Source organism: Ensifer sp. WSM1721 (assembly GCF_000513895.2).
Taxonomy (GTDB): Bacteria; Pseudomonadota; Alphaproteobacteria; order Rhizobiales; family Rhizobiaceae; genus Sinorhizobium.
Genome location: NZ_CP165782.1, coordinates 2,202,500 through 2,214,862, shown reverse-complemented (window position 1 = coordinate 2,214,862; position 12,363 = coordinate 2,202,500). Strand labels below are relative to the sequence as shown.

Here is a 12,363-nt window from a genome sequence, read left to right as displayed (position 1 = left end):
ACAGCCGTTTGAAAATGGAGAATCGGCGCCCAGAGTCCTTCTTACGACGAGCCAACCAATTGATAATATGAGATATTCCTCATATTCACGGCACGACCGCACTTTGCGGCGGCCCGATGTCAGGATCTAGGGGTGAAAATGGTGGGCCCGGAGGGACTCGAACCCCCAACCAAGCGGTTATGAGCCGCCGGCTCTAACCATTGAGCTACAGGCCCTGCTGCCGTATGCCGGCTGTTGCGAACCAATGGTAATTCGCACGCTGGCAATGGCTCTAGCGGAAAACCTTTTTGCGGACAAGCCATTGCCGCAATACCTACACAATCGATAAGCATGGAATCGGCCGATAAACAACCGGAGAGACACATCCATGATTGCTACACGCATTGCCCGCACGGTTCATGTCGCCGCTGTCGCCGCCGTCTTTGCCGGTGCCTTCGCGGCCGCCGCGGCGGCGGACGACAACGTCGCCGGCAAGGGGGACAAGGGGCGCCCCGAGGGGATCAGGGGCCGCCAGGCGGTGATCAAGGTCTCCGGCGAGGGCCGCTCGACGACTGCTCCGGACATGGCGATCCTGCAGCTGAGCGTCGTCAAGGACGCCAAGACCGCACGCGAGGCGCTCGATGCCAACAACAAGGCGATGGAGGACGTGCTGGCGGCGCTGAAACAATCCGGCATTGCCGAGCGCGACCTGCAGACGAGCGGCTTTTCGATCATGCCGCAATACAACTACCCGCAGAACAATGACGGTGGCAACCGGCCGCCGGAGCTCGTCGGCTATCAGGTCGTCAACGGGGTTAGCGTGCGCGTGCGCGATCTTACCAAGCTAGGCGAAGTCCTCGACAAGTCGGTCACCCTCGGCGTCAATCAGGGCGGCGGCATCGAATTCACAAACGACAAGCCGGATGCTGTGATCACCGAGGCCCGCAAGGCCGCCGTCGCCGACGCCATCAACAAGGCAAGGGTTCTGGCCGAAGCGGCCGGCGTCTCGCTCGGCCGGCTGATCGAGATCGCGGAGCAGCCCGACCGGCCCGAGCCGATCCCCGTGGCGCGCAGCATGGCCAAGGAATTTGCCGCCGATGCAGTGCCGGTGGCAACCGGTGAGAACGCCTACAACGTCACCGTCAACGTGACCTTCGCCATCGAGCAGTGATCGGTCTCGACGCGGAGGACCCGGGCTCAGCTCGGGGTGGTCGTCGAGAGGTGAGACATCTCCCCTCATCCGGCTTGCCGGCCACCTTTTCCCCGCACGCTCGGAGAAGGGATCTTGCCGTCCTCGCCTCTTCGTGGCGCCATGTGACGTATACGGTAGAAAGACCTTTCAACCGACCCGGCCACAGAGCCGGGTCGGTTTTTTCGGTGCGCAGCTTCATTTGCGACCGAGCCCGCGTCAGCGATGAACGCGGGATCCTATTGCCAACCCTCAGTATCTCCACTTGGGAGCGCGTTTGGCGTTGTGCAGCAGCTCGCGAGCCGTGGCGAACCGACCGAATAGCCGACGAAGTCGGATCTCTTCTTTCTCACCCAATTGATGTCGTTGGCAAAATTCGTGGACGTTCCAAACCTTGGTAACGGGTTGCTTCGAAAGCTGTTCGGCTTCGACATGCTCCATCTTGCTCCTCCCAGGCAGTGGACGGTCAGACTATGCTACTAAAGTCTAATTAAGCAAGAAATAAACTAAGTATTACTTATTGCCTGGCGCTCTCCCCCTCTGGCGCCGGGCGATCATGCGGCAGGTCGAGCGCCTACGGCCGCTCCCTGCCGCCTCTTGTTTTCCGCTTAGACTATTACAGCGCCGTGCGTCTTTTCAGACGCACAAAGGACGCTGTAGCACTTTGAATTGCTGCATGTTTTTGTCCTTAAATCGGGTACGATTTAAGGAAACATGCAGTAGCTGCACGATATGAGCGAACGGCGCCATAGCCCACTTACCGCTGCTGTCCTTTGCGGTTCTGCAAATGATGAAGTCACGGCCGACCTTGAACTCTGCGTGCATGCTGATCTCATTGCGGGTTGAGAGAACGGCCCTGAGTTCGGTCACATTTGAGCTCGAGCTCGAGGTTGCTCATGTTGAGCGCCGCTCGCCGCTCAGCCATTGCATTCGCGATCGAAAGTTGCCCAAGTTGCCCCAGCGGGCTCAGCGCGCGACCTCAAGCCGGGTCTTGCCGCGCGGCGGCTTTCGCGCTCCTCAACAATGGAAAGTGCATCCGTAGCAAGGCGCTTGCGAAGTACCGGAAAGGTAAGAGCGCGCGTCTACGGCCAAATACGGCCAAAAAGAAGGCCCGCCATTTCAAGCGATCAATTTCCGACGCCGATTTTCGAGAGCGCCCTTCAATATCACGAGGCAAGCAATGACGGTTGCTCGTGCCGTGCGGGTATCCGGCGCGCGCGTTCGGTTCGGCGGAGCGGCGGATCAGAACGCCAGGCGGTTGTTGGACCAGACAGGGCCGAGGCGCTCTTCCTCCCGCAGGGTTGCCGAGCCAAAGGAGAAGCGCAAGCCGCCGAAGATCGTGCTCGTGTTGCCGGAAAGCGATTCACGGAAACCGGAGAGCTCTTCATTCACATATTTGTAACCGGCGAAGAGCGTGACGGGGAAGGCCTCGGGCCGGTAGTTGGCCGTCAGCTTCAGGGTACGCAGATCATAATCGATGTCGCTTTCCGAGATGCGGTTGAGGGAGCCGTCGATGTCGAAGCGGATGTTGTCGGTCGCGTATATGCGTGCGCCGAGCGCGCCCATGTAGTGGTCGGCGTCGATGCCTTCCATCCGCGTCTGGCCGTAGCCGAGCGCCCCGTGCAGGGTCCAGGTGTCGAGGAAATAGGCGCCTTCGAGGCCGCCGAGGTAATCGTTGACATGGGTGTCGATGCCCGGATCGAGGCGTGCCGCCTGCAGGAAGGCGCCGGCTGCATAAGTATTGTCGCGGTAGTAGCCGTGGAGCGCGCCATCATAGCTGTTCGTGTCGAGATCATCGTACGAAGCGCGGGTGTAGCCCAGGTCGACCTGCAGGTTCATGCCGGAGCCGGCGTCGAAGTTCACCGCACCTCGCAATTCCCAGCTATCTGTATCGATATCGCCGGGTGCATCGACGGCGGCGCCATAGGAGCCTTCGATATAACCGGCGACGCCGCCTGAAGATTGTTCTACCGGCACCTCATAATTATCCTCGGGCCCGACCAGCGGCCCGTCGATATCGGCCGCCGCCGCGAGCCGCGCACCTGAAAGAAGAATAACGAGAAGACTGCCCGCCCGGATCATTGCCCCATTCCCTTTGCAAACCCCGCGAGGAACGTAAACGAGTATGGTTAATGCAATCTCTACGCGTGTAAGGACTCTGCCCCTTGGCAGCACCTACAGCGAGGCGAATACGGGAACACTCTCGGGCCCTGTGGGTTGTCCTCTGGAAGGGACTCATAACAAGGAGAACTTCTGATGACAGGTATCCTCATCAAGAGTGCTATTGCCTTGGGTGTCGGATTGAGCTCGATGGCTGTCCCTGCTGCGGCGGAAGACACATCGAGGAACAGTGCCGTAACCGGCGCGGCCGGCGGAGCCGCCACGGGCGCGATTGTCGGCGGGCCGGTCGGTGCCGCCGTTGGTGGTGTTGCTGGCGCGATCGCTGGTGCGGCCCTTGACCCGCCTCCGCCGAAGGTGATCGAGTATGTGGAAGCGCAGCCGCTTCCGCCGCAACCGATCGTAATCCAGGAGCAGATTGTCGTGGGCAAGCCGTTGCCTGAGACGGTCGTCCTCACTCCCATTCCGGAAGACACGCGCTACGCCTACGCCGTGGTCAACGAGCAGCGCGTGATCGCGGACCCGAAGACCCGCACGGTGGTGCAGGTGGTTCAATAAAAAAAACGTCACCCGGTGAGCTTCCAGGCTCGCCGGGGTTTTGCGCCGGGCGCTTCCCTCGACGCGCCGGATCTAACCTTTGAAACTCCGCAATTCCGGAGGGTCACCCTTTTCCTGAAATTGCTGTGATGAGCGGCAGTTGTTGCGCCGTCGTATCTTGGCTTCGCCGATGGTGGGGCAAAAATATGAAAGCGCGCTTGTTTGGGCCAAGCGCGCTCCAGGCGAACGATCTTCGGAGGGGTGCCGGCGCCCTCGATCGAACAGGATCAATATAGCATCAAAGCGACGGCCGAACAACGGCGCACCCGCGGTCCGATCGGTTATCGGCCGTAGACGCCTGCTGCATGTCTCCTTGAGTCGACCTCGATTTAGGGACAAAGGACATGCAGCAATTCAAAGTGCTACAGCGACGTTTGTGCGTCTGATAAGGCGCGCGGCGCTGTATGCGGCGAGTTGCTATGTTTCGGCTTTTTGAGCATGTTGATCAGGGGTTGTTCGGGACATTCGAGAGCGCTTCGACATTGGTCGTGAGGTAGGAGAGGGCATGGAAGAAGGCGTCCTGTCTTCACCGCCAGCCGGCGGTGGCAATTGCGATGTTCGGTCAGATGAGCGGGCGTGACTGGCCCGTCGACGGCATTCAACGGATGGGGGACGAGACGCCGAAGGAAAGCATCGGGTCCGAGCGCCGCGCCGTGTTGGGCAATGCATATTCCGACCGGGTGTGCAGCCCGGAGGAGACACTTGCCCGTGTTCGACCTTTTCTTGCCGGTTTCGGCGTGACGAGGGTCGCCCGGCAGACGGGCCTCGACCATATCGGACTTCCGGTCTGGTGCGCCTTTACGCCGAACGCAAGGTCGATCGTCGTTGCGCAAGGCAAGGGCCTGACGGATGCGGACGCGAAGGTGTCGGCGATCATGGAAGCGCTGGAGCGCGCCGTCGCTGGTCAGCCGGCTGTCGAAACGGTCGTGGATACCGCCCGCAATCTCGGTGCTTCCGGGCGCGCGGCCGATCCGCTTCCCGGCCTCACCGCGGCGGGGCGGGAGGATGTCGGGCCGGATGAAGAAATAACGTGGGTCGGCGGTGTCGATCTTGTCTCCGGCCGCGATGTCTTCGTACCGCTCGAGGCGGTCCTACTCGACCGCACGCGTCCTTCGCGCTTCTGGATGTCGTCCGACGGGCTCGCGTCGGGAAACGTCGTCGAGGAGGCGATGTTGCATGGCATTCTCGAACGGGTCGAGCGCGACGCGCATGTTCTCTGGCAAGTGTCCGGTCCTGAAGCCCGTCATCGCAAATGCGTTGCTCCCGAGGCCTTCGGCGATCCGGTGCTAGGCCAGCTCGTCGAGCGCATCAAAGCGGCGGGGCTTGAGCTCCGGCTTTTCGACATCACTAGCGACATGGATATTCCTGCCTTTCTCGCGCTGCTCGCGCCAAGCAGCGTTGTAACCGGCGGGCAAGTGCGCTTCGTCGAGGTGACGAGCGGCTGCGGAGCGCATCTCTTCCCGGTCCGCGCGGCGATCCGAGCGGTGACCGAGGCGGTTCAGTCGCGACTCACCTATGTCAGCGGCGCTCGGGACGACGTCCATCCCGAGGCCTTCAGTCGGCCCCTGCCGGAAACGACACGGCGCGCTTTCCTGGCGGAGCCGCGCCGGTTGGCGCTTCGCACCCCCTCGGTCGGTGTCGGCCTCGGTTCCCTGTTGCGTTGCACCATCGATCGTGTGAAGGAGGCGGGTGTCCGGTCCGTCATCGCGGTACGGCTCTCTGCGGACCGTTTTCCCTTTTCCGTAGTGAAGGTTGTCATTCCCGATCTCGAAAGCCCCGAAGGCAACAGGGCGCGTCGTTTCGGCTTGCGCGCGCTGTCGCGGGCGATCTCGTCTTGAATAGCGCTTTTCGCTGAACCGCCACTCATAGTCTGCCGGTCAATTTCTCCTCACAGATTGATTTGAGCCCCCATGATTTTGGTGGAACGTGACTAGAATAACTACTTTTGCGTGTGCAACGCTCGTGCAACGCGCGTAAGCGGCGGATTCGTTTATAGTCGGGCTCAGGTTAGCGTACGCAGTGGGGGTTCGAATGACTAAGCATGTTTTATCTTCGACGGACACTGAGTCGGAACTCGCGAGCATCGCGAGGATGCTGACACATATCCGCGATAGCGCACGAGCGCTGGATGCCCAGGCGGTGGAATATTGCGTCGAGATGGCGTTGCACGCCGTCGCCGACGAGATACGCCACCGGCACGAGCTCGTCATCACGGGCGCGGGCCTCGATACGTCGACTCGTCGGTTGCAGTGAGTGAACCGGCGTCCCGTCGCCGGGCGTCCAGGCAAGATCAGCCCCTGGCGAGGGCGAGCAAAAGTGCGAAGGGTCGAGAGGCTGCTTGCGCTTTTGCGCGTTCCACCCGAGGGCGGTTCCGATCGCCATGAAAGATTTCTAGTGGTGAAAGCCTGACGCTTGGTACCCACAATGAATGGCGAGAACCGATCCCTTTGCCGACGTTGAACGAGGCAAGCTGGGCAACTCCTGACCGAGACCGGACATCAAATCGAAGTCGACGCCCGGCCGGTACGAACACGCTCGCACGAGGACCCGGCGGTTTGTCGACCTCTCGGAGCCTCTCGCCCACGAGCGTACGCGAGACAGTCCAAATCGGAAGTGCCCGTTGACTCTCAGTGGAAGCGGCTCACACTGATTGGTTGCCTACTTTTTTCCGGAACAAAGTTGGCTAGGGAGGAAGCAATGGAAGCCGTCAATCGTAGATCCACACTCGCGCTTGGTCTTACAATGGCCGCCACACCTCTGATCGCTTGGGTGACACCAGCAGCCGCCCAGACCTACGGCCCGGATGAGGGTGAGGAGGTCGGTCCCGGTGTCAGGGTTGTTGCGCTTGGTGAGCGGGCTTCAGTCATACCGGCTTATAAAATGGTCAAGCTGCGCGATGTTGTTATTCAACCCGGTGCGAAGACGCCGGACAACGTGATGAAGAACGACATGGTCTGCCACATGACAGAGGGAGAACTTTCAGTCGTTCAGAACGGAAAGAAATTCACAGTCAAGAAGGGTGACGTTTGGACCTGCGCTAACGCCGATACAACAGAAGGCACCCAGAACGCGAGCAGTGCGATCGCGATTATGCGGGTCATCGATTTGATGACCTCATAAGAGGGCGACGCGCGGAAGGGGCGCAACGGCGGCTCTAAGAGGCCCTGAGGCATCGTTGCCGCCGTGCGGGCGATCTGTGTGCAGGAATGTCCGCTGTTTGGCGCGAAGCCCTCAACGGAGGGGCTCCCGAACTTCGGCTTCCCACCCGCAAAATGCCCTGTAGCAGGGTTGCTGGAAGGACGTGATTGCGGCAGGAGCGAAAGTCGCTCCGCCGAATTCCTCGCCGTCAACATGAGAGTTGTGAAGCTGCCGACATCAATTCTTTGGGATTCAGCGCCCGGTCCATATTCCGGCCTTCCTCTTCAACTTCCGTGAAGCTCCAGCGCACTACACCTTCTCGATCGAGCAGGAAGTGGCCGACGAGCTGCATGTGGTCGGGGACCCTTACCTGCTGATCGGCCTCCATCATTTCGTATCCATCCTTCTTGTTGAGAAGGTCGCCCGCGGTCGCCGGGTCCATCGGTTCAGGCAGTTCCCCCGGCCACTCGACCCGCATGGTCATGACCGCATCCATTCCGAGCTTGTGCGGCCATTCGGTCTTGTCATCCGTGAACTCGACCAGCGGCAGGCCGAAGGCGCGGTGCGACGCCCGCTCCGGGTCGGATGCAGCAAGAAGACCCGGTATCGGGTTATAGCGGAAATAGAGCCGCGCCCGTTCGACCGGGGTGTTCACCACCGCCAGAGAATTGACTCCCTTTTCGCGCAGGACCGGGCTGAGCTGTGCCATCGCCGCGACATGCCGCCGGCAGAACGGACACATCAGGCCCCGATATAAACCGATCAACAACGGGCTGCGGCCGCGAAAATCATTGAGCGCGATCTTGCCTTCGCGGGAGATCGCATCGACTACAACATTCGGTGCCCGGTCGCCCGGCTGCAGCGGGCGGTCGACATTGCTCGTGGACATGGAAACCTCCTCGCCCGGATCATTCAAGAAAAGGCAGTGGCTTCTTGGTCCATATTAATTCTTCAAACGACCGCGCTCACGGTCAAAATACTAAAAGCTCTAGCCTTCGCTGCATTCAGGTTCTGTTTCGGGTGGAAGAGCGCTCTGGTCCTTTCGAATTCATACAACCTTGGGGGAATGTAGCAACGTCGGCGATCCGGACGTAGATGGTGGGTACAACTGGCTTCCGCTGTCCACCCAGAGCAGCCCTCCCGGTTCGGGTACTAAGCGTCAGGCTTTCACCACTAGCGGTCAAGCTCCGGATAGACCCGGTCGAGAAATCCCGGGCGGAGCTTTTCTCCGATCATGCAATCTGCCACAGGTTCGCCGGCGACGAGGCTAAGCGTAGGTCTGGGGGCCACGCCGCTCACTTCGAGGATCAGTTTCTGGCGGATCGCGACAGCGAAATCCTCGGCCTCATGCACCGGAAGCACGAAGGAGCCGGGGCCGCCGATGACGCATTCCGCATAATATTGATCGAGTGGTCCGGTCGAGACCGACGGGCGGATCAAGATCGCAAGGCCGTTGATCACAATCCCGCGTGCTATTGCGTCGTTGCGGGCAGGGGCAACGGGCGGCCCGGTATTGTTCGGGCCGTCGCCGGAAATGTCGATGACGCGCCGCGCCCCGGAGAAGGTATTCGAGTCGATCAGGTTCGCGCCGAAAATGATTGCATTCGAGATCGAGGTGCCGCGGCGTGTGCCGATCGGCCGTGCTTCCACCTTGGCGGCAAAGGCTTCGGCGTCCTCGGCATCATCGATGACCTGCCAGTTGACGACGGAGGCTTCGTTCACGAGCCCCGCCCATTCGAAATAGCCTATGGCGATGCGCCCGAGGAAGCCTCCCTTGACCGCGTTGATGAATTCCGGATGCCTCAACGCCTGGAGGTAGCCGGAGCGTTGCACCCGCGCCTCCTCCATATCCATCGAGCCGGACATGTCGACGGCCAGCACCAGTTCCACATCGACATCCGCGGGCATGGCGGCCGACTGTATCGGGCTTCCACTGAGAGCCAGGATCAACGCCATCACGCTCAACATCGCATCAGCCAATCATCATGATCAACGCATCGGGACGAACCGTCCACGCCCCGACACCAGCTTCGCCGCAAATTAGGCGTTGCTTTGCCGGTGATACCATCCGATGAATGTAGCACAGGATTGGAAATCGGCGACTGTTGCCGCAGAGCCGGCTTACAATATTCGGTGATCGCCAGGCGAGCGGGCGCACGAAAACAGTACCCCGGGCGAAGGCGAATGATCTCAATACTGCGCCGCCAAGGCGTCTGGTGGTCGACGCGTCCAAGCGGACGCGCTGCCGCAATCTGACCACGGTCCTCAAAGAGATACCCGTGAATGTTCCACAGGCCGAATTCGGATCTCGCACGCGTCGATCGCCTGCAACGGGCGGCGTTCGAGTATTTTCTCAGATATTCCGATCCGAGTACCGGCCTTGTGGCCGATACGTCGCGTGAAGGTTCGCCGTCGAGCACCGCTGCCACAGGCTTCGGCCTTTCCTGCTACCCGGTGGCGGTCGAGCGCGGCTGGATAGGACGCGACGAGGCCGTCCGGCGCGTGCTGACGACCCTGCGCTTCTTCGCCGGTAGTCGGCAGGCGAGCGATGCGCAGGCGACCGGCCATCGCGGCTTCTACTATCATTTCCTCGACATGCGCACAGGTGAGCGCACCTGGCGGAGCGAACTCTCGACCATAGACAGCACGCTGCTCCTTGTCGGCGCTTTGACGGCGGCTGCTTATTTCACGGGGGCGAGCGCGAATGAAGCGGAAATTCGACTTCTTGCCCTGCGCCTCTATGAAAGGGCGGAATGGACCTGGGCGCTCAATCGCGGCGACACCGTGACGATGGGCTGGCGGCCGCCCGGGCGCTTCCTGAAGTACCGCTGGCACGGCTACAGCGAGGCACAGCTTCTCTACGTGCTGGCGCTTGGGTCGCCGACGCACCCGATCGCTCCGGAAAACTATGAAGCCTTTACGACCGCGCACGAGTGGCTGACGGTCGAGGAAAGGACCCATCTCCATGCCGGGGCGCTTTTCATCCACCTCTTTCCGCATGCATGGATCGATTTCCGCAGCATCCGCGACAGAGGCATGCGGGAGAGGGCAAGCGACTATTTCGCGAACACGCGCCGGGCGATAGAGCTACAGCGCGCCTATGCGGAGGAGAATCCGCACGGTTTCTCCGGCTATTGCCGCGATCTCTGGGGGCTCAGCGCCTGCCACGCGCCGAGAGGGTGGATGCGCCTCCGCGATGGACGATGGCAGATACTGCTGGGCTACGCGGCGCGCGGCGCTCCCTTCGGCGCGGATGACGGAACGCTTGTCCCCTGGGCTTCGCTTGCGGGCCTGCCATTCGAGCCGGATGCTTGCCTCGCCAGTCTCGCCCACCTGATGTGGCGATATCCGGGACTCATGAGGGAGGAGCGGCTTCCCGGCGGCTTCAATCCGAGCTTACCAGGCGCGGGACCCGAGGGTTGGGTGGATGACAGGATCGTCGGGCTTGACCAGGGGCTATCGGTCATGATGATCGAGAACTGGAGAAGCGGGCTCATTTGGGAGTTGACGCGCGGCATTCCAGCGATCACGCGTGGGCTGCGCAAGGGCGGCTTCGAGGGCGGCTGGCTTTCGGCGCCCGTTTCTCGGGTCTGAAGGGAGCAAGCAGGTTGCAGGCGCGGCAGGGCAGGGGCGCATCGGCGGAAGTAGGCGCTACGGATGCCGTCATATGGCTCGCGGATGCTTTTGCGGAAGTGGCCTGTTCCCTTGCCACCGGGGCGGCCGGATTCCGCTCCTTGGCGGCGTTCTGGGCCGAGGCTTCGGCCGACCTTGAAACGGTTCTCGCGTACCAGGAACGTTTCGCATCCGGAATGGACGACAAGATCCGGGCGGCGCATCTCATTGCCTTCTACAGCCATCAGTTCAGCCTTGCTGCCGGTGCGATCTATCTCGTCGGCGGAGTAGTCCCTGAGGTGACGGATCTGCGCTTCGAAAGCCATCAGAGGTTGGTGGGAGGCCGTAAGGTTGAGGCCGGCCGCTTTCATTTCCTTGCCAGGCTGCCGCGGGCTGCGGACGAGGCGGCGTTCACGGATGCGGACGGGGTTTTCCACGATAGTTTCATCGCGCAGCTAAAACCGGTGATCGCGCTCATCGAGCGGCGCTGCGGGCTTTCGTCCCGTGCCCAGTGGCGCCTTGCCGCCGACGGACTCGCCGGCGCTTTCCTCGAAATCGGGCGGCGGCGAGGAGCCGAGGCCGATGCAATGGAACGGGCGCTGGCGATCGTCAAACGCGTGGGCTCGCCGCTCTATTCGCGGGAATTATGCTACGAGAGAGTTGACGCGACACAGGGCTGCGGTTCGGGAGAGGAAGCGCTTTCCCGGACTTACCGGATGCGGGGCGGATGTTGTCTCTACTACCGCAGCGACGGCGGCAGCTACTGTGATACGTGCGTGTTGCTCGAGCCGGAGCTTCGGCGGGAGCGGCTGCGGGCGCGTTTGCGGGACGGGCGCGCTTTAAGCGATTGAACGAGAAGAACTTTCCTCCCCTCATCCCGCTGCCTCGTCCCCTCGCCCCGCTTGCGGGGAGAGAGTTAGGGCGAGGGGCAGCTGAAGGCTAACCCGCCTTGACGAACCGCTCGTTGATGAAACCGGAGACGACACCGAGGACAAGCCAGAAGGCGAGGGTCGTCGCCAGAGCCGCGACGGCGAATTCGGCGCCGAGGACCGCTGGAACATTGCTGGAGATATCGAGCGGCTGCGGCGCGCCATAGGCATGAGGAGCTGCGATCAGAGCGAGCCCGCCGATCTTGGCGATCACCTCGCGGCGGAGCGCCACCAGATAGAGGGCGACGGCCGAGAGCAGCACGGTCGCAGCCCACCAGGTCTGCCGATCGCCGAGCTCGGCTGCCGGGAAGCCGGGGAGTTCCGGCGGAAGGCCGATCGCGGGCAGGAGGTGAACGGCAAGCCAGCCGAAGGCTCCCCAGAGCGCGCCGTTTTGAAGCGTGATCGGATGGCCGATCACCAAGCTGACGCCGGCAAGCAGCAGCGAAAAGCCGGCGCCGGTCACGAGATTGGCGAGAAGCGTGCCGGAGAAGCGGCTCATCCCGAACATGATGCCGCCTTCCTCATGCCCGCCCTCGTGCTCATGGGCATAGGCCGGGGTAATCGGCGAGAGCGTTGCGAGCATGGTGCCGAATGGCGAGGCGTCGTTCAGCGAGTGCTGATGGTCGGTTGCCGCCGGCTGCTGGCCGCTCGGCTGGATGGGGGCGGCCGGCGCTTCGCCTTCAAATTCCTCAGCATGGAGGATCAGCGGCGTGACGCGTAGCTCCTGAGCGGCCGTCATGAAGACGCCCGATATCAGCCCGGCCACGATCGCGGCCAGAAGTGTTTTGACGATCATTGTCG

At 61.8% G+C, this 12,363-nt stretch carries 12 protein-coding genes and 1 tRNA gene; 7 read left to right on the top strand and 6 right to left on the bottom strand.

The window, feature by feature from the left end; genetic code table 11:
- Nucleotides 1-139 precede the first annotated feature (139 nt).
- Nucleotides 140-215: transfer RNA gene (locus M728_RS10825), tRNA-Ile, on the bottom strand.
- Nucleotides 216-367: 152 nt separating this feature from the next.
- Here M728_RS10825 and M728_RS10820 point away from each other — a divergent pair.
- Nucleotides 368-1,150, top strand: coding sequence for an SIMPL domain-containing protein (locus tag M728_RS10820; RefSeq protein ID WP_026618972.1), 783 nt, complete (start codon nucleotides 368-370; stop codon nucleotides 1,148-1,150).
- 270 nt (nucleotides 1,151-1,420) lie between these two features.
- Here the strand turns inward: M728_RS10820 and M728_RS10815 are convergent, their stop codons facing one another.
- Together M728_RS10815 and M728_RS10810 are read right to left on the bottom strand one after the other, a co-directional pair.
- Complete coding sequence (locus M728_RS10815; protein WP_026618973.1) at nucleotides 1,421-1,609, bottom strand: hypothetical protein; 189 nt, start codon at nucleotides 1,607-1,609, stop codon at nucleotides 1,421-1,423.
- A gap of 801 nt (nucleotides 1,610-2,410) precedes the next feature.
- The gene (locus M728_RS10810) at nucleotides 2,411-3,250 is read right to left on the bottom strand and encodes a hypothetical protein (protein WP_026618974.1); all 840 of its coding nucleotides are present in this window, start codon (nucleotides 3,248-3,250) and stop codon (nucleotides 2,411-2,413) included.
- Nucleotides 3,251-3,424: 174 nt separating this feature from the next.
- Here M728_RS10810 and M728_RS10805 point away from each other — a divergent pair, with 174 nt between their 5' ends.
- The 4 genes from M728_RS10805 to M728_RS10790 all read left to right on the top strand — a co-directional run bounded on the left by M728_RS10805 (nucleotide 3,425) and on the right by M728_RS10790 (nucleotide 7,003).
- Nucleotides 3,425-3,844 carry a DUF1236 domain-containing protein gene (locus M728_RS10805; protein ID WP_026618975.1) on the top strand — a complete coding sequence of 140 codons (420 nt, stop codon included), beginning with the start codon at nucleotides 3,425-3,427 and terminating at the stop codon, nucleotides 3,842-3,844.
- 644 nt (nucleotides 3,845-4,488) lie between these two features.
- Entirely contained in the window at nucleotides 4,489-5,721 is a 1,233-nt protein-coding gene (locus M728_RS10800) for a YcaO-like family protein (protein ID WP_084044287.1), read from the top strand.
- Nucleotides 5,722-5,902: 181 nt separating this feature from the next.
- A complete protein-coding gene (locus M728_RS10795; RefSeq protein WP_026618977.1) occupies nucleotides 5,903-6,136 on the top strand; it encodes a hypothetical protein in 234 nt (77 codons plus the stop codon).
- A gap of 444 nt (nucleotides 6,137-6,580) precedes the next feature.
- Nucleotides 6,581-7,003 (top strand): hypothetical protein, encoded by a 423-nt coding sequence (locus M728_RS10790; protein WP_026618978.1) that lies wholly within the window; start codon nucleotides 6,581-6,583, stop codon nucleotides 7,001-7,003.
- A 226-nt stretch (nucleotides 7,004-7,229) separates the two neighbouring features.
- Here M728_RS10790 and M728_RS10785 read toward each other — a convergent pair whose 3' ends face one another.
- Both M728_RS10785 and M728_RS10780 read right to left on the bottom strand, forming a co-directional pair.
- Entirely contained in the window at nucleotides 7,230-7,910 is a 681-nt protein-coding gene (locus M728_RS10785; RefSeq protein ID WP_026618979.1) for a redoxin domain-containing protein, read from the bottom strand.
- Nucleotides 7,911-8,194: 284 nt separating this feature from the next.
- Nucleotides 8,195-8,989, bottom strand: coding sequence for a DUF1194 domain-containing protein (locus tag M728_RS10780; protein ID WP_026618980.1), 795 nt, complete (start codon nucleotides 8,987-8,989; stop codon nucleotides 8,195-8,197).
- A 315-nt stretch (nucleotides 8,990-9,304) separates the two neighbouring features.
- Here M728_RS10780 and M728_RS10775 point away from each other — a divergent pair, with 315 nt between their 5' ends.
- Together M728_RS10775 and M728_RS10770 are read left to right on the top strand one after the other, a co-directional pair.
- Entirely contained in the window at nucleotides 9,305-10,615 is a 1,311-nt protein-coding gene (locus M728_RS10775; protein ID WP_026618981.1) for a glucoamylase family protein, read from the top strand.
- A gap of 140 nt (nucleotides 10,616-10,755) precedes the next feature.
- Nucleotides 10,756-11,484, top strand: a complete 729-nt coding sequence (locus M728_RS10770) for a ferric iron reductase (RefSeq protein ID WP_245269659.1) — start codon at nucleotides 10,756-10,758, stop codon at nucleotides 11,482-11,484.
- A gap of 88 nt (nucleotides 11,485-11,572) precedes the next feature.
- On the opposite strand, the gene M728_RS10765 is transcribed toward M728_RS10770, so the two are convergent.
- Nucleotides 11,573-12,358, bottom strand: a complete 786-nt coding sequence (locus M728_RS10765) for a CbtA family protein (RefSeq protein ID WP_026618983.1) — start codon at nucleotides 12,356-12,358, stop codon at nucleotides 11,573-11,575.
- Nucleotides 12,359-12,363 lie beyond the last annotated feature (5 nt).

Excerpts from the sequence above, each read along its gene's own strand:
- M728_RS10820 (WP_026618972.1), top strand. The coding sequence starts at position 368 with ATGATTGCTACACGCATTGCCCGCACGGTTCATGTCGCCGCTGTCGCC.
- M728_RS10815 (WP_026618973.1), bottom strand. The coding sequence starts at position 1,609 with ATGGAGCATGTCGAAGCCGAACAGCTTTCGAAGCAACCCGTTACCAAG.
- M728_RS10810 (WP_026618974.1), bottom strand. The coding sequence starts at position 3,250 with ATGATCCGGGCGGGCAGTCTTCTCGTTATTCTTCTTTCAGGTGCGCGG.
- M728_RS10805 (WP_026618975.1), top strand. The coding sequence starts at position 3,425 with ATGACAGGTATCCTCATCAAGAGTGCTATTGCCTTGGGTGTCGGATTG.
- M728_RS10800 (WP_084044287.1), top strand. The coding sequence starts at position 4,489 with ATGGGGGACGAGACGCCGAAGGAAAGCATCGGGTCCGAGCGCCGCGCC.
- M728_RS10790 (WP_026618978.1), top strand. The coding sequence starts at position 6,581 with ATGGAAGCCGTCAATCGTAGATCCACACTCGCGCTTGGTCTTACAATG.
- M728_RS10785 (WP_026618979.1), bottom strand. The coding sequence starts at position 7,910 with ATGTCCACGAGCAATGTCGACCGCCCGCTGCAGCCGGGCGACCGGGCA.
- M728_RS10780 (WP_026618980.1), bottom strand. The coding sequence starts at position 8,989 with ATGTTGAGCGTGATGGCGTTGATCCTGGCTCTCAGTGGAAGCCCGATA.
- M728_RS10775 (WP_026618981.1), top strand. The coding sequence starts at position 9,305 with ATGTTCCACAGGCCGAATTCGGATCTCGCACGCGTCGATCGCCTGCAA.
- M728_RS10765 (WP_026618983.1), bottom strand. The coding sequence starts at position 12,358 with ATGATCGTCAAAACACTTCTGGCCGCGATCGTGGCCGGGCTGATATCG.